This is a genomic window from Pseudarthrobacter sp. NKDBFgelt (genome assembly GCF_046097905.1).
Taxonomy (GTDB): domain Bacteria; phylum Actinomycetota; class Actinomycetes; order Actinomycetales; family Micrococcaceae; genus Arthrobacter; species Arthrobacter polychromogenes.
This window is the reverse complement of sequence record NZ_JBJURL010000075.1, coordinates 1-20,654: the sequence shown is the minus strand read 5'-3', so window position 1 is coordinate 20,654 and position 20,654 is coordinate 1. Positions and strand designations below refer to the sequence as shown.

The following is a 20,654-nucleotide window of genomic DNA, read 5'->3' as shown; positions in this document are numbered from 1 at the left end:
GGCAGCGTGTTGAGGAGGTCAGCCAGTGTTACGGCATCCACCAGAGACTCGCAGGCGCCGCGCCCCAGGGTGGGCAGCATGGCGTGGGCGGCATCGCCGATGAGCACGGTCCGCCCGCGGACGTAGGAGCCAAGATGCGGAACTGTCCAGATCCGCTGGACAAGGCATGCTTCGGGCGTGGCTGCGGCCACCGTGCGGCGGATGGCGGGCGCGTGGCCGGAATAGCGCTCCCGGGCGTATTCCAGGGCTGACGCTGCGTCAATCCCGTACGGGCCCATCCCGGACCGGTAGCTGGCCCACCAGAAGGACCCTCCCCGGGCGGCAGCCATGCCGAACAGGTCGCCGCGGCCCCAGTACTCGCCCACCTCGTCCTGGCTGACCGGAGCAGGCAGGGTCCCGCGGAGGGCGAGGTACGGGGTGAGGCGTGCATCCGTTCCGGCGCCCCAGACATCCCGCCGGACTGCGCTGTGCACGCCGTCAGCACCGACCACCAGGCTGCCGTCGTCGGGAAGTGACCTGACGGTGCTGGTGATCCGGCGGACGGTTCCCGGGAAGGCACCGTCCAGCAACCGCAGCAGGTCAACCCGGGAGATGCCGAACATCTCCCCCGCGTTGATGGTGATCCAAGGCTCTCCCTGGGCGTCACGGACCGATCCGCTGCCGAGCACCGGGCTGACCGCCCGCGCCTCTTCAAGGACTCCCAGCCGCGCAAGGGCACGTTGGGCGTTGGGCCACATCCCCAGCGCGTGGCCCACGGCCGGCAGCCCAGGCCGTTTCTCGTACACCGTCACCTGGAACCGGCTGTGGTCCAGGGCCGCGGCCAGCGCCAGGCCGGCAATGCCGCCGCCAACAATCGAGATTGTGTCCATGCACGTAATTCTACTACTTTTGTAGTGATCCGGAAGGGGTCAATTACACTGGGCGCATGCCTGACCGCCGGACCCAGCTCCTTGATGCCGCCCTGGCCGTCGTGGCTGACAAGGGAATGAAGGGCCTTACCCACCGGGCCGTGGACGCCGCCGCACAGGTGGCGGAAGGGACCACCTCCAACTATTTCCGCAACCGAACCGCCCTGGTGGAAGCGGTGCTGGACCGCCTGGAGCACCTGGACACCCAGCTGCTCCGGGACCAGGGAGCGGCTGGTCCGCCGCGGAACCTCGAGGAACTTGCGGGCCAACTGGCTTCCATGCTGCTGGCGCTGGCCGGCGAGCACGCGGGCCTGACCCGCGCCCGGCTGGCCCTTTCGCTGGACCGGCCGGAAGCGGTGACTGCCGGGCATTTCCGGCTGGTGGGCGGCCTGGTCCCGGCCCTCACCGCGCTGGGGGTGGCCGATGCGGCCGCCCGGGCACGGGACCTGGCGGATTATGGCGACGGTGTCCTGCTCCACCTGCTCACGGTCAGGCGGGACGAGCGCCCTGATGCCGCGGCCATCGCCGCCGCAGTCCGCCGGCTGCTCGCCCCCTAAGGCGCCTCCCGCCGTCGCCCCTCCCCACAGAGTTTTTGTCCAGATATGCAGGGTGTAAGGGCTATTTACCCTGCATATCTGGACAAAAACTCTGCACGTCAGGCGTTTCCCGGCCAGCCGGTGTAGGCCTCCGCCAGGTAGGCCATGCCGTGCCTTGACGACACCACGGAATTCAGCTCGCCGAGCTGGCGCGCCCGGGAGAAGTCGTCCGCATCGGTGGAGGTGTGCAGCATGGTGGTCATCCAGTAGGAGAACTGCTGCGCTTTCCACACCCGCTCCAGGGCCCGGCCGCTGAAAGAGTCCAGGAGGTGGTCCGAGCCAGAGTTGTAATGGGTATCCAGACCCTCGAAGAGCATCTTGACGTCGTGGATGGCGAGATTGAGGCCTTTGGCGCCGGTGGGCGGGACCGTGTGGGCGGCGTCGCCGGCGAGGAACAGGTTGCCGTGACGCATGGGCGTATGCACGAAGCTGCGGAACGGCAGGACCATCTTGTCGATCACCGGCCCCTCCTTGAGCTCAAAGCCGTTGCCGTTGACCCTGCTGCGGAACTCCGCCCAGATCCGGTCGTCATCCCACTCCGCCACGTTCTCCTTGGGGTCGCACTGGAAGTACATGCGCTGGACGGTCTCGGTCCGCTGGCTGATCAGGGCAAAGCCATTGGCGGAGTTGGCGTAGATCAGTTCGTCGGCGCTGCGCGGAGCCTCGGCCAGGATTCCGAACCAGGCAAACGGGTACTCGTGGAAGTACCACTTGCGGCTGGCCTCGGGAATCTGGAAGCGGCAGTGGCTGCGGGACCCGTCTGCACCCACCAGGAAGTCGGCCTGGATCTCAAACTCCGCCCCTTCGGAGTCCGTAAACCAGACCTTTGGCCGGCCTTCCAGGTCATGCACGGTGGTGTCCGTGACGCTGTAGCGGACGTCCCCGCCGTCGGCCTTCCTGCGGGCGGCGAGGTCCAGGAACACGTCGGTCTGCGGATAGAGCCAGACGGACTCCCCCACCAGGTCCTTGAAATCCACGCGATGGCTCTCCCCGTTGAACCGCAGTTCGATGCCGTCGTGCCGGTCCCCGTCGCGCAGCACCCGGTCCGAGACCCCGCTGTCCACGAGCATGTTGACGGTGCCGTGCTCCAGGATGCCCGCGCGGACGGTCTCCGAGATGTCCTTGTGGCTGCGGACTTCAATGACGGTGGACTCAATGCCGGCCTTGGCCAGCAGGTGGGACAGCATGAGGCCGGCCGGGCCTGCGCCCATGATGGCCACCTGGGTGGTGATGATTGTGCGTGGCATGGCGTTCTCGCTTCGTTGCGGGCCGCAGCTGCGCGGCCGTGTGGTGCTTCTGCCAACAGTGTGCGCTCCGGCAGGTGAGCGGCGTTACATGAATTCCGTTCAACGGAAGTACCTGGAAGCTGAGTGGCCGGCTACGCGTCGTTCAGCCTGCGCGCAATGCCCCTGGCTGCTGTCTGCAGTGCGGGCACCAGTGCCTGCAGGCGCATCTCGCGCAAAGGGACCACGACGCCGAGCGACGCCACCGCGCGCTGGCGGGCGTCCAGCACAGGGACGGCGATCCCCCACGTGTCCGGGTCCACCACGCCCTTAAGCTGGGCAAAGCCCTGGTGGAACGTCTCGCTGAGCAGCACCCGGACAGCGTCGGTGGCGACCTTCCCGTCCGGGTCCGCGAACTGGTCCAGGTAATTGGCTTGCAGCAGTCTGTCCTGGTGGGCCATCAGTGCCAGCCCTGCGGACGAGGTATGGACGGGCATCCGGCCGGCCACCCTGGCCCGGTTGGCGACGGATCCGCGGCGGGACAGCCGTTCAACAAAAAGCGCGTCCCAGCCGTCCAGCACGGCCAGGTTCACATTCTGGTTGAGGACCTGCTGGATGTCCTCCATGAACGGCATGGCGGCCTGCCGCAGGGCAAGGGTGGGTGCGGTGCGGTTGACCAGTTCCCAGAGCCGCAGGCCGGGGCGCACCAGGCCGCCGGGACCGGCGTCCAGGAGGCCGTGGTCCGCGAGCTGGCGGACCAGCCGGTGGGCAGTGGTGAGCGGCAGGCCCGCGCGCTCCGCCAGTTCGGACAATTGCAGGGCGCTGACGTCCTCGGGGAAGGCGGAGAGCAAGCGGACAATGCGGTCCACCACCGAATCACCCGAGGCAGAATTCGCCACCGCACGCACCGCTTCCGTTGAATGGGACGCGTCCAGCCTACCTTCGCCGCAGCTGCGGCGGCTAAGGCACCTCGGACGGGGCCGCCGTCGTGCGTCCGCGGAGACGGCGCCACGCGCCGGGGGCCAGGACCACGGCGATGCCGACGGCGGCGCCGATCACCGTTTCAATGATGCGGTCCCGGAGCAGGATGGTAGGCGAGGAAGGAACCACGAGGAGGGTGGACACCAGCGCCAGGGGCGTGACGAAGACCTGGGCCAGCAGGTACTGCCGGATGATGAACATCTCGGCGCCGAACTGGCACAACGCCATGACCAGGACGGTCTGCCAGGGCTGCAGGCCCAGCAGCAGGATGCCCGCCATCACCACCAGCCCCAGCACGGTGCCGATGATCCTTTGCACCCCGCGGCGGACCCGGTGCCGGGTGGTGTGGCCCACCAGCGGCACGACGGCGGCCACCATGGCCCAGTAGTTGTGGCCGAACCCGAGGCGGCTGCCGGCCCAGGTGGCCAGCGCACCGGCCAGGCCTGCAGCCACCAGGTAGCCCAAGCCCTCAAGCAGGGCAGCACACTTTTCGTCGGGGGTGCGGCGGATGGGGCGCGGCCGGGACCATGCTGCGCGGCGGCTGGGCAGGATCCGGGAGGAGAAGCCGATCAGCAGGCAGAAGGCGGTGGTGAGGGCGGCCACCAGCATGCCCTCCCACAGCGGCGGCTGGTTGGGAATGGAGGCAATGGCCGCGAAGGCGAAGATGTGGAACAGCGATCCCGCCGGGCGCAGGCGGAACCACGCGATTGCCACCGAACAGCCGCCTGCCACCAGCGTGGTGGCCAGGACCAGGAGCCACGTGGTTCCGTCCTTGTCCAGTCCCCAGGCTCCGCCGGCCCGCGCAGCGAGCGCTGCGAGGAGGATGACCAGCAGCATCAGCAGGCCGGCCCGCAGCTGCAGTGCGAAGCGGATGCCGTGGGGTTCGCCGCGGCCGTAGATGCCTGTGAAAGCCCCGAAGGACGCGAAGATGGCAAGGTCCAGCCGGCCCAGCAGCACAAGCGTGAAGAGTGGCACGAAGACACCTACCGCGCACCTCAGGGCCGGGTGGTGGTCCTTGTTGGCGGGGGCAATGTTGAACATCTCGGTGAGCATCTTCACGTGGAATAGGGCCTTCCTGCGGTGCCGGGCGTCTGGGATCTGTTTCTGGTGAGACGGGCGGCCGCGCTGACGTTCCACCAAAAATCCTATGCCCGGCATGCTTCGCACGATCGGAACGGCCGGGCAACACCGCCGAAACAGCACCACGCGATCCTTGGACCATGAAGCCCGGTGCAAGCAAGACTCCCGCGTCTGAACTGAGCTGCGAAGTGTGCGGCCTGATGCCCGAACCAACAAGGACCCGGCTGACCCTGGCGAACGTGGCCGTGATGCTGCCGATCGAGCTCCTGGTCCACGCCCTGGTGGTGGACACCCAGCTTTCCTACCTGGCCAAGGTCCTTGTGCTGACTGTTACCGCCACCGTCCTGGTGATCTGGGTGGCTGAGCCCTCCGCGGCACGGGTGCTTCGCGGATGGCTGCATGCACCGGCGCTGCGGCATCGGCGCCGGCTCGCCGGGGCGCCGGCGCTATGGAGGGCACGCACCGTCCTGCAGGATGAGCCGGGGGCGCTGCAGAAAGTCACCAGGGCCCTGGCCCGCCTGGAGACCAACATCCTGAGCATCCACGTCCACCCGGTGGCCGGCGGCGTACTGGACGAGTTTGTGCTGTCCACGCCCGGCGACGTGGACGAATACCAGCTCCTGGAGTCGCTGCACCTGGCCGGCGGTACACACTCCCACGTCTGGCCAACCACCGCGCTGGCGATGGCGGACGGGCAGACAAAAGCGCTGAGCCTGGCGGCGCGGATCGCTGATGCGCCGGACGAGCTTCCGCTGGCCGTGGCCGAGCTCCTGCGGGCACGGGTCCTTTCCCCTGCCGAGGCAGTTTTGGAGAGGTACGACGCCGGCACGCGGCTCAAGGTCCCCACGGCCTGGTATGGCCCCATCACCTTTGTCCGGCCGGGTGAACCGTTCACTCCCGCGGAGTCAGCCCGCGCCCACCGGCTCGCGGAGCTCGCCGAAATCCTGGCGCACCGGCCCGCCCCGTCCCCGCCCAACCAGGTAGCACCAGATGTCGTTTAGGGGCCGCATAACAACATCAGCTGGTACTCAGTTGGGTTACATCCGGATGTTGAGGGCTGCCGGGTCCATGGTCATGACAACATGCTTGCCCTGCCCTTCGTGGTCGCCGTCCAGCTGGTAGTCGTCGTTGTGCTCCAGGGTGATCTCCACGGTTTTGCCCTGGAAGTACTCTACGGCTGTGTCCTTCCCCCGCCCCTTGCCGATCATTCCGGCAACCACCGACAACCAGCCCAGCTTGCCGTGGTGCGGCGCCAGCACGGCAACGTCCAGCAGGCCGTCGTCCACCTTTGCCTCGGGGAAGATTTCCAGGCCGCCCTGGACCTTGCCGCAGTTGCCCACCATGACGCTGCGGACACCGCGGCGGACAGCCGGCTTCCCGTCGATCACAATGGTGGCCTTGACCGGCTTGCCGGGCAGGTTCCGGATACCTGCGTCCACGTAGGCCAGCCAGCCCACCTTGTCCTTTAGTTCCTCGTTGGTGTCGGCCATGATGGTGGCGTCGTATCCCACCCCGGCCATCACCAGGAACAGCTGCTCCATGTCCGGGTCGCTGCGGCGGGCACGGACCACATCGATCTTCCGCTCGGTGCCGGTCAGGGCCCTGGCCATGGCGCCGTCGTAATCAGTGACGTCCATGCCGAGGTTGCGGGCCAGGAGGTTGCCGGTACCCAGCGGGAGCAGCCCCATGGGCACGTCCCCACCGGACAGCACCTCGGCGACACACCGGACGGTCCCGTCGCCGCCGGCGGCGATCACAATGTCCGCCCCCTGCGCGAGTGCTTCCTTGGCCTGGCCTACACCGGGATCTTCCTTGGTGGTTTCGAACCAGAGCGGCTCGCCCCAGCCGTTCTCCACGCAGTGCTTTGCCACCAGGCCGCGCACGTCGATGTCCACCGGCTTGGCGGGATTGACGATGATTGCAGCACGCTGGAGAGAGGTGGAGCTGTTGGCAGTCATGGTGTCCTCTGATGGCAAGTGGAAAGGCTACGTCTGAGAGAAGACTAGCCTGCCCCGCGCGGGCCTCGAAGCAGGCCGGCAGGAGCTTCGCCGCGAGGGGCGCGGCTACAGTGCTTTGACGGCCCCGAGCACCTGGGCCAGCGAGTCCTTGGCGTCGCCGAACAGCAGCGACGTCTGCGGCTCGTACAGCAGGTCATTCTCGATCCCGGCGAACCCGGGACGCATGGAACGCTTGAGGAACACCACCTGCCGGGCATCCGCCACTTCCAGGATGGGCATGCCGTAAATGGGTGAACCGGAGGACGTCTTGGCTGCCGGGTTCACGACGTCGTTCGCGCCCACTACCAGCGCCACATCCGCCGTTTTGAACTCCGGGTTGATCTCCCCCATTTCCTTGAGGGATTCGTACGGGACGTTGGCTTCGGCCAGCAGCACGTTCATGTGTCCGGGCATCCGGCCGGCCACGGGATGGATGGCGAAGTCCACCTCGATCCCGCGGCTTTCCAGTGCCAGTGCGAGCTCGGCCGCGGTGTGCTGGCCCTGGGCCACGGCCAGCCCATAGCCGGGAACAATGATGACGCGCTGCGCGTAGCCCAGGAGTACTGCAACGTCCTCGGCGCTGGAGGAACGGACGGGACGTTCGCTCACGGCGGTGGATCCCGCCGTCGAGCCTCCCCGGAAGGCGCCGAACAGGATGCCCGCCACGCTGCGTCCCATCGCCGCCGCCATGGCCCGGGTAAGGATGGTGCCCGAGGCGCCCACCAGGGTGCCGGCCACCACCAGCAGCACGTTGCCCAGCACCACGCCGGAGGCGGCCACGGCAAGGCCTGTAAAGGCGTTCAGCAGCGAGATGACGATAGGGACGTCGGCCCCGCCCACCGGCAGCACCAGCAGGATTCCGGCGGCCAGTCCCAGCACCAGCAGCAGCAACGCGAGCGGAAGGGAACCGGTAGAAACGACGACGGCGGCGGCCGCCACGGCGGCGAGCAGCACCGCGGCCATCACCACGGGGAGCCCGCGGAACACCACCGGCCGCGTGGTCATCAGTTCCTGGAGCTTCGCGAACGTGACCCCCGAACCTGCGAAGGACACGGCACCGATCAGGAGCGTGAAGACGATGGCCAGCCGCACCCAGGGATCGCCTGCGTGGCTCAGTTCGAGAAGCGCCACGAGGGCAGCAGCTCCGCCGCCCACGCCGTTGAAGGCGGCAACCAGCTGCGGCATCTGCGTCATCTTCACGCCCCGGGCCACGGGCGCCGCCACCACCGTGCCGACGGCGATGGAACCAAGGATCCACGGGACGTTGTCCAGCTGCGCGGACAGGAACACCGTGACGACGCCAATCAACGCACCCAGCGCGCCGATCAGGTTGCCGCGGCGGGCGGTCCGCGGGGAACTGAGCCCGCGCAGCGCCAGGATGAAGAAGACGGCGGCGACCAGGTACAGCAGCGACGTCCACACCGGGTTCAGGAGGCTCATTTGCCGTCCGCCTTCCGGGCGGCCTGCTTGGTACCGGCCGCTTTGCGCGCATGGAACATATGCAGCATCCGGTCGGTCACCACAAAGCCGCCCACCAGGTTGGCGGTGGCAAGGACGACGGCGAGGAGCGCCACCGCGAGCACCCACGGGTCTGCAGCCTGGCCGGCGACGATGATGGCGCCCACCAGGATAATGCCGTGGATGGCATTGGCGCCGGACATCAGCGGCGTGTGCAGGGTACTGGAGACCTTGGATACCACCTCGAAGCCGACGAAGACGGCCAGGACCGTGATGGTCAGCAGGCTCATACCGTCCATCAGAGCGCCCCTTCCCGACGGGCGCCGGCCCGCTCGGCCAGCAGGTCCGCCGTCGGCTGGTGCCGCACCGTGCCGTCGTGGGTGAGGCAGGCCCCGGCGATAACCTCGTCACTGAAGTCGGGGACCAGCGCACCGTCCCGGACCATCAGCACCAGCAGGTTGGCGACGTTCTTGGCGTACAGGCGGGAAGCGTCCGACGCCATGGCGGAGGGTGCATCTTTCAGGCCGACCAGCCAGACGTGGCCGGAGCCGTCCGCGGTGGGTACGGGAACGTCCTGGCCAGGCATAGCGCCTTCCACGTTGCCGCCCGACTCGGCAGCGAGGTCCACAACCACCGACCCGGCCCGCATGCCCTGCACCATCTCCCACGTGACCAGGAGCGGTGCCCGCCTGCCGGGGACGGCCGCCGTCGTAATCAGGACGTCGGCCTGGGCCACGTGCGGTGCCAGCAGCTGGCGTTGCCGGGTGCCGGCGTCGGAACTGAGCTGGCGGGCGTAGCCGCCGGCAGCCTCCGCCGTTTCGAGGTCCAGCCGGATGAAGGTGCCGCCCATGGAGGCTACCTCGTCCGCGGAGGCGGGGCGGATATCGTTGGCGAAGACCCGGGCGCCCAGGCGTTTTGCGGTGCCAATGGCCTGCAGGCCCGCCACGCCGGCCCCCAACACCAGGACCCGGGCGGGCGGGACGGTACCGGCGGCGGTCATGTACAGCGGGAAGAACCGGGGCAGCCGGATGGCCGCCTCAAGGACGCAGCGGTACCCGGCCACGAGTGCTTGGGAGCTGAGGGCGTCCATGGACTGGGCCCGGGAGATGCGTGGCACGAGTTCCAGGGCGAAGGATGTGACGCCGGCGTCGGCGAGCGCCTGGACGGTTGGCAGTTCGGACGACGGCGATGCGAGTCCCACGGTGACGGCGCCCCTTTTCAGGGACCGGGCGGTGTCCGGGTCGAGGGGCCGGACGTGGGCGAGGACGTCCAGCTGGGCGGGATCGAGCTCAGGGACAATGTGTGCACCCGCCTGGCTGTACGCGAGGTCCGGGTACCCGGCCGCCGTGCCGGCGTCCTCCTCGAGGAGTATCTCGACGCCGAGCGCCGCCAGCTGCTTGACCGTTTCCGGTGTGGCGGCCACCCGCCGTTCACCCTCCCGGCGTTCCCGCGGTATGCCCAGTTTCACCCGCTGACTCCCCTCGCTGCATGGATGCGGGAGCGCCGCCCTGCCGGGCCGTTCCTGGTCACCTGGACCAGGTGGCTTCGCGGAGCGGCGCTGCTGCACGTAGTTGGCTTGAGTCTATGGCCCGCACCGGTGCCGCGGGAGTAGGGCGGCGTGCTTGGGTGGCAAACAGTTACCTTACGGCTGCTTGCGGCTGCTGTGTTCCCCGCCCGCCAGCCGGTAGGAATCCTGCAGCAGTTCCGCCAGCAGCTCCCCGGTGATCCCGGCCAGGCGCACCAGCACCAGCTGGGGAGAACGCTCGTGATGCGGGGTCCAGAAGTACGTTTCCGGCTCCGTTCCCGCCAGGGCCTCGCGTTCGTCAGTCTTGACGGTGAGGACTCCGGGTTCCCAGATGCGGGCCACCAGGGTCCTGGCGAACCATGCGGGCTGGCCCCAGCTCAGCCGCTCCGTGACGCCCGGCATCGCCAGGGCAATCCTGCGGACGTCAGCTTCTGTGGCCATGAGACACAGTGGCATTCCTGCCGCTCCGGGGCAAGGGCCGGCTGGTTCGCTGGTGCCGCGGGCCGGGGTGCCGTGCGGGCCCTGTCAGGTTTGCATGTCCGCCATTGCGGGCCGAAGTACATCCACCCCGCCGAGGCGTTTTGCCGGGCGGCCCTGGTAGTCCAGCCCTATCTCTCGGGCTGTTTCCTGCAGGAGCGGGACAACTGTTTGTTCGATCACGTCCTGGGAGGAGCGGTGGGTCTGCAATGAGACATTGACGGCGCCGACGGCCTCGTCTCCGCACCAGATGGGAACGGCAACGCCGCGGAGGCCGTTCTCCAGTTCCTGGGACACCATGGACCACCCCTGGCCCCGGGCGAGGCTGACCTCGTCCTTGAGGGCTTCCAGGCTGCCGACGGAGTGCTCGGTATAACGCTGCAGGTGGACCGATTCGTAGTACGCCTCCAGGCTGTCGGCCGGCAGGGCAGCGAGGAGCACCCGGCCCATGGACGTCGCCCAGGCCGGAAACCTGGTGCCCACGCTGATCGATACGTTGAGGAGCCGCGGGGACGGGACACAGGCGACGTAGGCGACGTCCGCCCCATCAAGGACGCAAAGCGACGCCGTCTCGCCGAGCTCGGACGCCAGCAATTTGAGGTGCGACTCGGCTACGCGGGGAAGGGACAGGGTGGAGAGGAAGGATGAACCAAGCTCCAGGGAGCGGGCGGTCAGTTCAAAAGATTGTCCGTCCGTCCGCAGGTACCCAAGGTCCGCCAGCGTCAGCAGGAACCGCCGGGCAGAGGCGCGCGTTATGTCCGTCGCCGCCGCGATTTGGGAGACGGTCAGGCGGGGGGTGTCCGAGGTGAACGCCCTGAGGACGTCAAAGGCCTTCCCCACCGACTTCACAAAGTACGCCGGATGTTCTTCTTCCATGGACTTCTTGCCCTTCCGAAAAATACAGGACACCGGGCCCACCTGGGTGGGTCCCGGCGTCCTTGAGCGTATCTAGCTGGAAACCTTCGCCTGGTCCGCTCCGGCACCCACTGCCTTGCGCCGCTTCAGCTGCGCGCGGAGGGGAGGGACAACCAGGGCCGCAACAGAGATGGCAAGGAGCACCAGCGCAATGGGACTGGTGAAGACGGATGCCCACCCGTCGGTGATGAGCGCGCGGCGCAGGTTTGCCTCGGCCAGGGGGCCAAGGATAAGGCCCAGAACAGCGGGGCCTGCAGGGAAACCGAAACGCAGCATAAACAGCCCCACGGCCCCGAAAATCATCATCATGAACACATCGAAGACGCTGTTGTTGATGGAGTACGTCCCCACCATGCAGAAGATCAGGATGATGACCCACAGGTAGTGGCTGGGCAGTTCCAGCAGCTTGACCATGCCGCGCATGCGCAGGAGGCTCAGCCCGAGGGTCAGGATGGTGGCGATCAGCATGATCGTGACCAGCGAGGAGACGAGGTCCGGCCGGCTGCTGAAGAGGCTGGGCCCCGGCTGGATGCCCCAGATCATCATGGATCCGATCATGACGGCCATGACGGAATCGCCGGGGACGCCGAGCGCCATGGTGGTGGTCACGCTGCCGCCCAGGGTTGCCGTGCTGGAGGTATCGCCGGCAGTCAGGCCCTCAAGGGAGCCCTTGCCGAACTCCTCCGGGTGCTTGGAGACTTTCCTGGCGTTGTCCCACGCGATGATGCCGGCGATGTCGCCGCCCACCGCCGGGACAAGGCCGACGACGGATCCGGTCACCGCGCCGATTCCCATCGGCTTGAACAGCCGCTGCATCAGTTTCCGTCCGGGCATCCACTGGCCCAGTTGGGTGACGGGCTTGACGTGGTGCAGGTGCCTGCGCCTGGTGAGAATCTGGTTGAGGACTTCCGCCACGCCAAAGAACCCGATGATGACCGGAATGAACGGCACGCCGCCGTTCAGTTCCAGGACGTTGAGGGTGAAGCGGGCGTCACCGGTGATGGGGTCACGGCCCACGGTGGCCAGCAGGAGACCGAAGGCTCCGGCGGCAAGGCCCTTGAGGATTCGTCCCGAGGAGACACCCACCATCATGGTCAGGCCGAAGACCACCAGCGCGAACATTTCCGGCGGCCCGAACTGGCGTGCGAATTCCGAAAGGGGCACCGCGGCAACCGCCAGGATGAGGATGCCAAAAAGCATGCCGAAGGCTGAGCCGAAAGCGGACGTTGTCAGGGCCAGGCCCGCTTGTCCTTTCAGGGCAAGCGGGTAGCCGTCAAAGGTTGTGGAAATGGAGGCAGGTGTGCCCGGGGTGTTGATGAGGATGGCCGGCACCCGGTCACCGAACTGGGCGGCCACGTAGATGGTCAGCAGGACGGCGAGGCCCTGGATGGGTTCCAGCGTCAGCGTGAACCCGCTGGCGAGGGCCACGGCCATGGTGGCAGTCACACCCGGGAAGGCACCCACGAGCATGCCCACCAGGATGCCCAGGCCTATGTAGAGGAGGGTATCCACCTGGAGGACGGTCATGATGCCGTCCGTGACGGGCGAGGCAGCGATCTGGATCATAGGTTCACCCGCAATGCGACGACAAAAAGGAAATGGAGGAGGGCCGTAACGATGGCCGGGAACACGAGCAGCGGCCTCCAGCCCCGGCCGCCGTACAGGGCCGTCAGCGCGACTGACGTTGCGAACGTAATCAACCAGAACTGGAGGACGTTCCACAGCATGAGGTAGCCCACCAGAATCACGGCGGTCAGCAGCATCCGGCCGATGCCCCACCCGCTGAGCGGATCAGGGAGGTTGGCCCGGCTGACCCCGCGCAGCACGTTGACCACCACCTGCAGGACGCCGAAGACGATAAGGCTCCATGCGAGCATGGTGGGCCAGAAGGGAGGCCCGAGTTCCACCCGGACCCCCGAACGGATGCCCTGGGCGAGCACCAGGACCAGGACACCGAGGCCTATGGTGACGGCGGCCGGAACCAGTTCCCTGAGCCGGTGAGCACGGTCCGTGACCAGCACCTCTGACGCCGGGTGGATATGGGCTTCGGCGTGGTCCTGCCCAGGGTCTGTTGGGTTGACGCCTGCCGGCGGCCCTGTTGCTGTGTGATCGTTCATTGGGGTTCCTCAGTAGGGGCCGGCCAGCGGAAGGCTGGCCGGCCCGTCTGCCTCGAAGTGTGTGCCTGCGCTACTTGCCCTGCGCGAGCTTGATCCACGGTCCGTAGCGGTCGGCTTCCTCGTCAAGGAACGCCGTCATCTCCTCCGCGTCCTTGAAGGTCGGCACAAGGTTGGAACCTTCGATGACCTTCTTGTACTCCGGGTCCTCAACAGCCTTGCCCATGGCGTTGGAGAGCTTGCTGACCACTTCCTCGGGCGTACCGGCCGGAGCCATGATCCCCACCCATGAAGCGTTCTGCAGGTCGATTCCTTCTTCCTTGGCGGTGGGGACGTCCGGGTTCTTTGGATCCCGTTCCTCGGTCAGCATGGCCAGGTAGCGGAGCTTGCCTGCGTCCACCTGGTTCTTCTGCGTGCCGATCGCATCGATCGAGAAGTCGACGTCACCGGCCGCCGCAGCAGCAACTGCCGGGGCGGAGCCGTCAAACGGGACGGATGTGAGCTCGATTCCGGCGAGTTCCTGGAGGCCCTGGGCGGGGGAATCCCAGACCGAGCCAACGCCCGGGCTGGAGTAGGTGACCTTTCCGGGGTTGGCCTTGGCGTCCGCGACGAGGTCCTTGAGCGACTGGTAGGGGCTGTCCACCGGGACAGCGATGGCACCGGGTCCGGCCAGGCCCTGGCCAATCGGCGCGTAGTTGGACGGGTCGATGTCGTAATCCTGGAACTGCAGGGTGGCTACCTCTACGCCCATCATCGACAGGTTGTAGCCGTCCGGCTTTTGGTCCTTCAGCCAGTTGTAGGCCACCGAGCCGTTGGCCCCCGGCTTGTTTTCGACGATAACCTCGACGCCCAGCTCTTTTTCCAGCAGCGGTGCAATGGTACGGGCTGTCAGGTCCCCCGAGCCGCCCGCGGCCCAGGGAACGGTCAGCCGGATGTCCTGCGCGGGGAAGTCGGCTTCGGAACTGCTGTTGCTGCCCGAGGCGCAACCAGTCAGCGCAAGCAACCCCGCCGTGCCCACTGCGAGTGATTTTAGAAGGGTTTTCACTACGGTTTTCTCCTTTGATACCCGTATTCCGACAAGGCTGCCGGCTGTCATCTCCAACAGTGCGCCCCATCTGGGACTTTGTACGCATTACGAACATGTGTGCATAAAACGTACAGTAGTTGTAATCTAGTTCACATCGAGGCCCGGAACAAGGCCGCGGCCGAAATTGTGACCAGGCAATCCGACCCATGGACGCTTCGCACTGGCGGGGCCGGAAGGTGGACAGAATGAGTACTCCGGCGGAGTCGTACCTGGTGGGGTTGATCGGCGAAGGAACCACACACTCCCTGACCCCTGCCCTTCACGAGAGGGAAGCCGACCATCACGGACTGCGGTATATCTACCGGACCGTGGACCTGACCGTCCTGGCACGTCCGGCTGAAGACGTGGGGGCCCTGCTCTCGGCCGGACGCGACCTCGGCTTCAATGCCTTCAACATCACCGTTCCCGCCAAACAGGTTGTCCTTGGCTACCTTGATGATCTTTCGGACGATGCGGCCCGGCTGGGGGCCGTCAACACCGTCCTTATCCGTGATGGCAAGTTCATCGGCCACAACACCGATTACTCCGGATTTGGCTCCGCCCTCGAGGAAGGCCTTCCAGGCGCGTCCCTTGGACGTGTGGTGCAGCTGGGCTCCGGCGGCGCCGGAGCAGCTACGGCGTACGCGCTCCTTGCAGCAGGAGCGGAGCACCTGTGCGTCCTGGACCTGGATCCCGCCCGGTCCCGGGAGCGGGCCGAGGCCCTGGCGCGGCTCTTCCCAGACAGGAACATCGAATGGCGGCCGATCGGCGAGCTAGGGGATCTGATGTCCAATGCGGACGGGCTGGTGCATGCCACCCCCGTGGGGATGCACGCCCATCCGGGCATGCCCCTGGACGGGGAGCTGCTCCAGCCCCGCCACTGGGTGGCCGATATTGTCTACCGCCCGATCGAAACCGAACTGGTTAAGGCCGCCGCTGCCAAAGGGTGCCGTGTGCTGGACGGCGGCCACATGGCCGTGGGCCAGGCGGTGGACGCCTTCCGCCTCATCACGGGCGTGGAACCGGACCGCTCGCGCATGAGGCAGCATTTCCTGTCCATGCTCCGGCAGGGGGCGTAGGCCCCAGCCGTGTGCACCCTTGGAGGGGTTAACCCCGCGCGCTGAGATCGGCGGAGATGAGTTTCGCCGTCGCAATGATCTCCTGCGCCACCGAGGCCAGGAAGGCGTCCGGGTCCGGCTTGGCAGCCACGGACTGGGCCTGCAGGGACACGTTGACGGCCGCCACAACCCTGGACCTGTCGTACACGGGGGCGGCCACGGACATCAGGCCCAGCTCCAGCTCCTGGTCCAGCAGGCACCAGCCCTGCGCCCGGACCGTCTCAAGGACTGGCAGAAGGTCCTTGGCGGTGCCCAGGGCGCGCGGGGTCAGCGGTTTGATCTCGGCCGTGGCCAGGTAGGCCTTTAGGTCCGCCGGGGGCAGCCCGGCGAGCAGAACGCGGCCCATGGACGTGGCATACGCCGGGAAGCGGGTGCCCACGGTAATGCCCACGTTCATGATCCGGCGGGTGGTCACCCGCGCGATGTAGGCGATGTCAGCCCCGTCGAGCACCGCCGCAGAGGTGGACTCCCCCAGCTTCAGGGACAGTTCCTCTAGGTGCGGCTGCGCCATCTGCGGCAGCGACAGCCCGGACAGGTACGCGTAACCCAGCTGGAGCACCTTGGCCGTCAGCGCGAAAGTTTTACCGTCGGTCCGCACGTAGCCCAGTTCCACCAGCGTGTGCAGGAACCGCCGGGCAGTGGCGCGCGTCAGCCCCGTGCGGCCTGCCACCTCCGTCAGGGTCATCACCGGGTGGTCCGTATCGAATGCACGGATGACGGCGAGCCCGCGGGCCAGGGACTGGACGTACTGGTCGCTGGCCTGCGGGGCACCCGCTGATGCTGCGTCGGTCATGGTTACCAATCCTAGGGCCGGCTCAGGCCGCGGCGGCCGCCTTGAGCGGAACAGGCACCAGTTCCTGGAGTTCCTCCAAGGTGCAGCCGAAGGTCTCACGGACGGTGATGCCGCCGGGCCCGGTGAGGAAGACGGCTTTGTCCGTGTACACGCGGGTGACGCAGCCGACGCCGGTGAGCGGGTAGGTGCAGGACTCCACGATCTTGGAGGCGCCTTCGCGGGTGAGCAGGGTCATCATGACGAACACGTCCTTGGCGCCGGTGGCCAGGTCCATGGCGCCTCCGACGGCGGGAATGGCGCCGGGAGCGCCGGTGTGCCAGTTGGCGAGGTCGCCGGTCACCGATACCTGGAACGCCCCCAGCACGCAGATGTCCAGGTGCCCGCCGCGCATCATCGCGAAGGAGTCGGCGTGGTGGAAGTAGGACGCCCCCGGGAGTTCGGTGACGGGGATCTTGCCGGCGTTGATGAGGTCCTCGTCGATCTCGTCACCCTTGGCTTCCGGGCCCATGCCCAGCATCCCGTTCTCCGTGTGGAGCGTGATGTCCTGGTCCTCGGTGAGGTAGTTGGACACGAGCGTGGGCTGGCCGATGCCGAGGTTCACGAACGAGCCCGGGGCGATGTCCCTGGCCACCAGGCGGGCGAGGTCGTCCCGGCTCAGGGGGGCCTCGGAGGTTTTGATGCTCGATTCCATGACGCCCATCTCAGGCCACCTTCTCTTCAGTGCCAGTGGTGCTGCCGGCGGTATTGCCGGCGGCCGCGGGAACGCGGACCACGGTATTGACGTAGATTCCGGGAGTCACCACGTTCTCGGGATCCAGTTCCCCGACAGGAACGATCTCGGACACCTGGACGATGGTGTGCTTCGCGGCCGCGGCCATGATCGGGCCGAAGTTCCGGGCAGTTTTGCGGTACACCAGGTTGCCCTTCCCGTCGGCCTTGAGTGCCTTGATCAGGGCGACGTCGGCGTGGATGGGGGTCTCGAACACCTGGCCGCGGCCGTCAATGATCCGGGTTTCCTTGCCTTCGGCGAGCATGGTGCCGTACCCGGTGGGGGTGAAGAACCCGCCGATTCCCGCGCCGGCGGCCCGGATGCGTTCGGCCAGGTTGCCCTGCGGCACCAGTTCCAGCTCGATCTGCCCGGCCTTGTACTTGGCGTCGAAATGCCAGGAGTCGGACTGGCGCGGGAAGGAGCAGATCATTTTCCGGACCCGGCCTTCCTTGATGAGCAGGGCCAGGCCCTGGTCGCCCTGGCCGGCGTTGTTGTTCACCACCGTCAGGTCCTTGGCGCCGCAGTCCAGCAGCGCGTCGATCAGTTCGAACGGCTGCCCGGCGTTGCCGAACCCTCCGATCATCACGGTGGAACCGTCCTTGATTCCGGAGACGGCCTCCTGGACCGACTCTACGAAGTTCAGCATTGCCTATGCCTTTCCTGTAATGGTGCCTGCGGAGGAGGTGACGTTTTCGAGGACCACGGCCAGGCCCTGGCCCACGCCGATGCAGATCGCCGCGACGCCCCAGCGTTCCCCGGTGGTCTGCAGGGACCGGGCGAGGGTGCCGAGGATGCGGGTTCCGGAGGCACCCAGGGGGTGGCCCATGGCGATGGCGCCGCCGTGCCGGTTCACGATGGAGTGGTCGATGCCCCAGGCGTTGATGCAGGCGAGGGACTGGGCGGCGAAGGCTTCGTTAAGTTCGACGGCGCCCACCTGGTCCCAGCCGATGCCCGCCTTCGCGAGTGCTTTGTTCGCCGCCTCCACCGGGGCGTACCCGAAGTACTGGGGGTCGTTGGCGTGCGCGCCGCGCCCGGCGATGCGGGCCAGCGGGTCCAACCCCAGCAGCCCGGCGGCAGCCTCGGAGCCCACCCATGCCGCGGAGGCGCCGTCGGACAGCGGGGACGCGTTCCCGGCGGTGACCGTGCCGTCCTCGGTGCGGAACACCGTCTTCAAGCCGGCGAGCTTCTCCGCTGAGGACCCGGCGCGGATGCCCTCGTCCCGGACCAGGTCCGTGCCCGGCACCGGGGAGACGAGGTTGTCGTAGAACCCCTCGTCCCACGCCGCAGCGGACAGGTTGTGGGAGTTCGCCGCGAATTCGTCCTGCGCTTCACGGGTGACGCTGTACTTCTCGCGGAGCCGCTCGGTGGCCTCGCCAAGGGATATGGTCCATTCCTTGGGCATGGCCTTGTTCACCAGGCGCCAGCCCAGGGTGGTGGAGGCCAGGGTCAGGTCCCCGGCCGGGTAGGGCTTCTCGGTCTTGGGCAGCACCCAGGGGGCCCGGGACATCGATTCGGCGCCGCCCACCAGCATCAGCTCGGCGTCACCGGCGTTGATCTGCCGGGAGGCGATGATCGCCGCGTCCAGGGACGAACCGCAGAGGCGGTTGACCGTGGTGCCCGGGATCGAGACCGGAAGGCCGGCCAGTAGCGTGCCCATCCGGGCGATGTTCCGGTTCTCCTCGCCGGCGCCGTTGGCGTTGCCGAAGACCACCTCGTCGATCCGCTCCGGATCCAGGGCAGGAGCCCGCTTCACGGATTCCCTGATCACGTGCGCGGCGAGGTCATCCGGGCGGACGGCGGCGAGGCCGGATCCGAATTTGCCGAACGGGGTGCGCACGGCGTCGTACACAAAAGCCTGGTTCATCACTGTTCCTCTACATCTTTGTCTGTACGGCCCAACTAGGTAGCGGTAAGTGTCGTTTTGGAGGCTCATAACGACACTTGGCGCTATCTAGTTGGGCGGGGTGGGGGTTTCGTTGGTGGGTGCGGCGCTGTCCAGGTCCTTGAACACCTGCTGGGCGGTCTTGAAGGCCGTATTCGCGGAGGGCACTCCGCAGTAGATGGCGGTCTGCAGCAGGATTTCCTTGATCTCGTCCCTGCTGAGTCCGTTGGTGAGGGCTGCCCGGATGTGCATGGCCAGCTCTTCCCAGTGCCCGTGCGCCACCATGGCGGTGATGGTGACGGCGGAGCGCATTTGCCTCGTCAGGCCGGGCCGGGTCCAGATCCCGCCCCACGCGATCCGCGTGATCATGTCCTGGAAGTCGTCCGTGAATTCGTCCTTGGCGGCGTTGGCCCGGTCCACGTGCGCGTCACCCAGCACTTCGCGCCGCACCTTCATGCCGCCGTCGTAAATGTCCTGGCTGGTGGCACCGGGCTGGACGACGCCGTTGCGTTCGGGGTTCTTCCCGCCAGTGCCGTTCATTTCGCTGCTCCCCGCGATTCGGTCCAGGTGATGAGGCTGCGCATCAGCTCGGCCACGTGGGCGGGGGCTTCGGCCGGCGCAAGGTGGGCCACGCCCTCCAAAGTCACAGCGGTGGCCGTCCCGCCGCCGGCCGTGATGCCGGCCGCCACTTCTTCAGCGAACGACGGCGGGGCCACCCCGTCCAGCGCCCCGGCGATGACCTGGGTTGGCACCCGGATGCTGCCCAGGTCCTCCCGGACGTCGAACGCGGCCAGTGCTTCGCAGCAGAAGGCATAGCTGAACCGGTCGGCGTCGCGCAGGGCATGCAGGAGCCGGCTGCTGAGCTCGGGCTCGCGTTCCATGAAACCGGGGGCGAACCAGCGTTCCGCCGAGCCCTGGATCATCACCGGGGTGCCCTGGCTGCGGACTGTTTCAGCCCGTTCCAGCCACCCTTCGGGCGTGCCCAGCTTGGCGCCGCTGCACTGGACGGACAGGCTCTTGAGGCGTTCCCCGTGCTTAATGCCCAGCTGCAGGCCGGTGGCACCGCCCAGGGAGACGCCCGCGTAGTGGAAGGCCTCTCCGGGTGCGATGGAGTCCACGAGGTCCACCACGGCATCTGCCAGGGCGGCAACGTCGAAGGTCCCGGTGGCTGCGGGTGAGACCCCATGGCCGGGCAGGTCCCAGGCAACGACGTCCACATCGTTGCCGAGCACCGAGGCGGTACGGTTCCACAGGATGGTGGAGGTGCCCAGGGAGGGTCCCACCACCAGCAGCGGGTGGTCACCCAGGGGGCGCTGGGGCGAGAGCAGGGCGGCTTTCAGGGCAGGTTTAGCCACGGGGGTCTCCGTTCGGATCGGTATCGGGAAGTGCAGTGGGCGCCGCGTATTCCGGGAAGGCGGCCAGGATACGGCGGGAAATGTTTGCCGCCTCGCCCAGGTAGCTGGCGGGGTTGAGGAGTTCCTCGAGCCGGAGGTCGGTGAGCACCCCGGCGGGTACGGCCTCGCGGAGCAGCTTGCGGTAGGTGGCCGCCTGCTCCCCGGAAGGTGCCCGCAGGGTCTGGTCCACGATGGCCTGCAGCTGCTCCTTCCCGGTGAGGCCATACTTCTCCTCCAGCAGGGGCGACACCGCCGCGCCCACTCCCTCGGCCAGCAGCAGCGGGCCGGCGAGGTCCAGGTTGCGGCGCATCGCGTCGGGGAAGGCCTGCAGGCCCTCGGTGAGCTCGCGGGCGTGCCC

Annotated in this window: 22 protein-coding genes and 1 pseudogene; 3 read left to right on the top strand and 20 right to left on the bottom strand. The window is 67.5% G+C overall.

The window, feature by feature from the left end; all coding sequences use genetic code 11:
- A partial coding sequence (locus tag ACKAE7_RS16990; RefSeq protein WP_408979819.1) for an FAD-dependent monooxygenase occupies window positions 1–869 on the bottom strand: 869 nt, incomplete at its 3' end.
- A gap of 56 nt (window positions 870–925) precedes the next feature.
- Between ACKAE7_RS16990 and ACKAE7_RS16985 the strand changes: the two genes are divergently transcribed.
- On the top strand, window positions 926–1,465 hold the full coding sequence (locus ACKAE7_RS16985; protein WP_408979818.1) for a TetR/AcrR family transcriptional regulator: 540 nt from the start codon (window positions 926–928) through the stop codon (window positions 1,463–1,465).
- Between the two features lie 98 nt (window positions 1,466–1,563).
- On the opposite strand, the gene ACKAE7_RS16980 is transcribed toward ACKAE7_RS16985, so the two are convergent.
- The 3 genes from ACKAE7_RS16980 to ACKAE7_RS16970 form a co-directional block, all read right to left on the bottom strand.
- Window positions 1,564–2,751 (bottom strand): 4-hydroxybenzoate 3-monooxygenase, encoded by a 1,188-nt coding sequence (locus tag ACKAE7_RS16980; protein WP_408979817.1) that lies wholly within the window; start codon window positions 2,749–2,751, stop codon window positions 1,564–1,566.
- 131 nt (window positions 2,752–2,882) lie between these two features.
- Window positions 2,883–3,626: an IclR family transcriptional regulator gene (locus ACKAE7_RS16975; protein ID WP_408979816.1), complete on the bottom strand. Its 744-nt coding sequence runs from the start codon at window positions 3,624–3,626 to the stop codon at window positions 2,883–2,885.
- A 61-nt stretch (window positions 3,627–3,687) separates the two neighbouring features.
- Entirely contained in the window at window positions 3,688–4,767 is a 1,080-nt protein-coding gene (locus ACKAE7_RS16970; RefSeq protein WP_408979815.1) for an FUSC family protein, read from the bottom strand.
- A 161-nt stretch (window positions 4,768–4,928) separates the two neighbouring features.
- Between ACKAE7_RS16970 and ACKAE7_RS16965 the strand changes: the two genes are divergently transcribed.
- Window positions 4,929–5,789 (top strand): ACT domain-containing protein, encoded by an 861-nt coding sequence (locus tag ACKAE7_RS16965; protein WP_408979814.1) that lies wholly within the window; start codon window positions 4,929–4,931, stop codon window positions 5,787–5,789.
- A 36-nt stretch (window positions 5,790–5,825) separates the two neighbouring features.
- On the opposite strand, the gene ACKAE7_RS16960 is transcribed toward ACKAE7_RS16965, so the two are convergent.
- The 9 genes from ACKAE7_RS16960 to ACKAE7_RS16920 form a co-directional block, all read right to left on the bottom strand.
- On the bottom strand, window positions 5,826–6,746 hold the full coding sequence (locus tag ACKAE7_RS16960; protein WP_408979813.1) for a diacylglycerol/lipid kinase family protein: 921 nt from the start codon (window positions 6,744–6,746) through the stop codon (window positions 5,826–5,828).
- A gap of 105 nt (window positions 6,747–6,851) precedes the next feature.
- On the bottom strand, window positions 6,852–8,225 hold the full coding sequence (locus ACKAE7_RS16955; protein ID WP_408979812.1) for an NAD(P)(+) transhydrogenase (Re/Si-specific) subunit beta: 1,374 nt from the start codon (window positions 8,223–8,225) through the stop codon (window positions 6,852–6,854).
- Window positions 8,222–8,542 carry an NAD(P) transhydrogenase subunit alpha gene (locus ACKAE7_RS16950; protein ID WP_188810795.1) on the bottom strand — a complete coding sequence of 107 codons (321 nt, stop codon included), beginning with the start codon at window positions 8,540–8,542 and terminating at the stop codon, window positions 8,222–8,224. Before ACKAE7_RS16950 ends, ACKAE7_RS16955 begins: the two co-directional genes overlap by 4 nt.
- Window positions 8,542–9,711, bottom strand: coding sequence for a Re/Si-specific NAD(P)(+) transhydrogenase subunit alpha (locus ACKAE7_RS16945; RefSeq protein WP_408979811.1), 1,170 nt, complete (start codon window positions 9,709–9,711; stop codon window positions 8,542–8,544). The genes ACKAE7_RS16950 and ACKAE7_RS16945 overlap by 1 nt, the downstream gene beginning before the upstream one ends.
- A 174-nt stretch (window positions 9,712–9,885) precedes the next feature.
- Window positions 9,886–10,209 (bottom strand): MmcQ/YjbR family DNA-binding protein, encoded by a 324-nt coding sequence (locus tag ACKAE7_RS16940; protein ID WP_408979810.1) that lies wholly within the window; start codon window positions 10,207–10,209, stop codon window positions 9,886–9,888.
- 84 nt (window positions 10,210–10,293) lie between these two features.
- Window positions 10,294–11,121: an IclR family transcriptional regulator C-terminal domain-containing protein gene (locus ACKAE7_RS16935; RefSeq protein ID WP_408979809.1), complete on the bottom strand. Its 828-nt coding sequence runs from the start codon at window positions 11,119–11,121 to the stop codon at window positions 10,294–10,296.
- 72 nt (window positions 11,122–11,193) lie between these two features.
- On the bottom strand, window positions 11,194–12,726 hold the full coding sequence (locus ACKAE7_RS16930; RefSeq protein WP_202986612.1) for a tripartite tricarboxylate transporter permease: 1,533 nt from the start codon (window positions 12,724–12,726) through the stop codon (window positions 11,194–11,196).
- Window positions 12,723–13,277, bottom strand: coding sequence for a tripartite tricarboxylate transporter TctB family protein (locus tag ACKAE7_RS16925; protein ID WP_190613007.1), 555 nt, complete (start codon window positions 13,275–13,277; stop codon window positions 12,723–12,725). The genes ACKAE7_RS16930 and ACKAE7_RS16925 overlap by 4 nt, the downstream gene beginning before the upstream one ends.
- A gap of 70 nt (window positions 13,278–13,347) precedes the next feature.
- The gene (locus tag ACKAE7_RS16920) at window positions 13,348–14,319 is read right to left on the bottom strand and encodes a Bug family tripartite tricarboxylate transporter substrate binding protein (protein WP_408979808.1); all 972 of its coding nucleotides are present in this window, start codon (window positions 14,317–14,319) and stop codon (window positions 13,348–13,350) included.
- A gap of 227 nt (window positions 14,320–14,546) precedes the next feature.
- Here ACKAE7_RS16920 and ACKAE7_RS16915 point away from each other — a divergent pair, with 227 nt between their 5' ends.
- Window positions 14,547–15,419, top strand: a complete 873-nt coding sequence (locus ACKAE7_RS16915; protein ID WP_191035070.1) for a shikimate dehydrogenase — start codon at window positions 14,547–14,549, stop codon at window positions 15,417–15,419.
- 28 nt (window positions 15,420–15,447) lie between these two features.
- On the opposite strand, the gene ACKAE7_RS16910 is transcribed toward ACKAE7_RS16915, so the two are convergent.
- The 7 genes and pseudogenes from ACKAE7_RS16910 to ACKAE7_RS16880 form a co-directional block, all read right to left on the bottom strand.
- Window positions 15,448–16,251: an IclR family transcriptional regulator C-terminal domain-containing protein gene (locus tag ACKAE7_RS16910; RefSeq protein WP_191035071.1), complete on the bottom strand. Its 804-nt coding sequence runs from the start codon at window positions 16,249–16,251 to the stop codon at window positions 15,448–15,450.
- Between the two features lie 22 nt (window positions 16,252–16,273).
- Entirely contained in the window at window positions 16,274–16,951 is a 678-nt protein-coding gene (locus ACKAE7_RS16905) for a 3-oxoacid CoA-transferase subunit B (protein WP_188810780.1), read from the bottom strand.
- Window position 16,952: 1 nt separating this feature from the next.
- Complete coding sequence (locus tag ACKAE7_RS16900) at window positions 16,953–17,666, bottom strand: 3-oxoacid CoA-transferase subunit A (RefSeq protein ID WP_190613012.1); 714 nt, start codon at window positions 17,664–17,666, stop codon at window positions 16,953–16,955.
- A gap of 3 nt (window positions 17,667–17,669) precedes the next feature.
- A complete protein-coding gene (locus tag ACKAE7_RS16895; protein ID WP_408979807.1) occupies window positions 17,670–18,884 on the bottom strand; it encodes a thiolase family protein in 1,215 nt (404 codons plus the stop codon).
- Between the two features lie 87 nt (window positions 18,885–18,971).
- Complete coding sequence (gene pcaC / locus ACKAE7_RS16890; RefSeq protein ID WP_408979806.1) at window positions 18,972–19,442, bottom strand: 4-carboxymuconolactone decarboxylase; 471 nt, start codon at window positions 19,440–19,442, stop codon at window positions 18,972–18,974.
- On the bottom strand, window positions 19,439–20,257 hold the full coding sequence (locus ACKAE7_RS16885; protein WP_408979805.1) for an alpha/beta fold hydrolase: 819 nt from the start codon (window positions 20,255–20,257) through the stop codon (window positions 19,439–19,441). Before ACKAE7_RS16885 ends, pcaC begins: the two co-directional genes overlap by 4 nt.
- Window positions 20,250–20,654: pseudogene (locus ACKAE7_RS16880) on the bottom strand (adenylosuccinate lyase family protein); the annotation flags it as partial. The gene ACKAE7_RS16885 and the pseudogene ACKAE7_RS16880, both read right to left, overlap by 8 nt.

What these genes read in the sequence shown, in the direction of transcription:
- ACKAE7_RS16985 (WP_408979818.1), top strand. Translation starts at nt 926, where the DNA reads ATGCCTGACCGCCGGACCCAGCTCCTTGATGCCGCCCTGGCCGTCGTG.
- ACKAE7_RS16980 (WP_408979817.1), bottom strand. Translation starts at nt 2,751, where the DNA reads ATGCCACGCACAATCATCACCACCCAGGTGGCCATCATGGGCGCAGGC.
- ACKAE7_RS16965 (WP_408979814.1), top strand. Translation starts at nt 4,929, where the DNA reads ATGAAGCCCGGTGCAAGCAAGACTCCCGCGTCTGAACTGAGCTGCGAA.
- ACKAE7_RS16960 (WP_408979813.1), bottom strand. Translation starts at nt 6,746, where the DNA reads ATGACTGCCAACAGCTCCACCTCTCTCCAGCGTGCTGCAATCATCGTC.
- ACKAE7_RS16955 (WP_408979812.1), bottom strand. Translation starts at nt 8,225, where the DNA reads ATGAGCCTCCTGAACCCGGTGTGGACGTCGCTGCTGTACCTGGTCGCC.
- ACKAE7_RS16950 (WP_188810795.1), bottom strand. Translation starts at nt 8,542, where the DNA reads ATGGACGGTATGAGCCTGCTGACCATCACGGTCCTGGCCGTCTTCGTC.
- ACKAE7_RS16940 (WP_408979810.1), bottom strand. Translation starts at nt 10,209, where the DNA reads ATGGCCACAGAAGCTGACGTCCGCAGGATTGCCCTGGCGATGCCGGGC.
- ACKAE7_RS16935 (WP_408979809.1), bottom strand. Translation starts at nt 11,121, where the DNA reads ATGGAAGAAGAACATCCGGCGTACTTTGTGAAGTCGGTGGGGAAGGCC.
- ACKAE7_RS16930 (WP_202986612.1), bottom strand. Translation starts at nt 12,726, where the DNA reads ATGATCCAGATCGCTGCCTCGCCCGTCACGGACGGCATCATGACCGTC.
- ACKAE7_RS16925 (WP_190613007.1), bottom strand. Translation starts at nt 13,277, where the DNA reads ATGAACGATCACACAGCAACAGGGCCGCCGGCAGGCGTCAACCCAACA.
- ACKAE7_RS16915 (WP_191035070.1), top strand. Translation starts at nt 14,547, where the DNA reads ATGAGTACTCCGGCGGAGTCGTACCTGGTGGGGTTGATCGGCGAAGGA.
- ACKAE7_RS16910 (WP_191035071.1), bottom strand. Translation starts at nt 16,251, where the DNA reads ATGACCGACGCAGCATCAGCGGGTGCCCCGCAGGCCAGCGACCAGTAC.
- ACKAE7_RS16905 (WP_188810780.1), bottom strand. Translation starts at nt 16,951, where the DNA reads ATGGGCGTCATGGAATCGAGCATCAAAACCTCCGAGGCCCCCCTGAGC.
- ACKAE7_RS16900 (WP_190613012.1), bottom strand. Translation starts at nt 17,666, where the DNA reads ATGCTGAACTTCGTAGAGTCGGTCCAGGAGGCCGTCTCCGGAATCAAG.
- ACKAE7_RS16895 (WP_408979807.1), bottom strand. Translation starts at nt 18,884, where the DNA reads ATGAACCAGGCTTTTGTGTACGACGCCGTGCGCACCCCGTTCGGCAAA.
- pcaC (WP_408979806.1), bottom strand. Translation starts at nt 19,442, where the DNA reads ATGAACGGCACTGGCGGGAAGAACCCCGAACGCAACGGCGTCGTCCAG.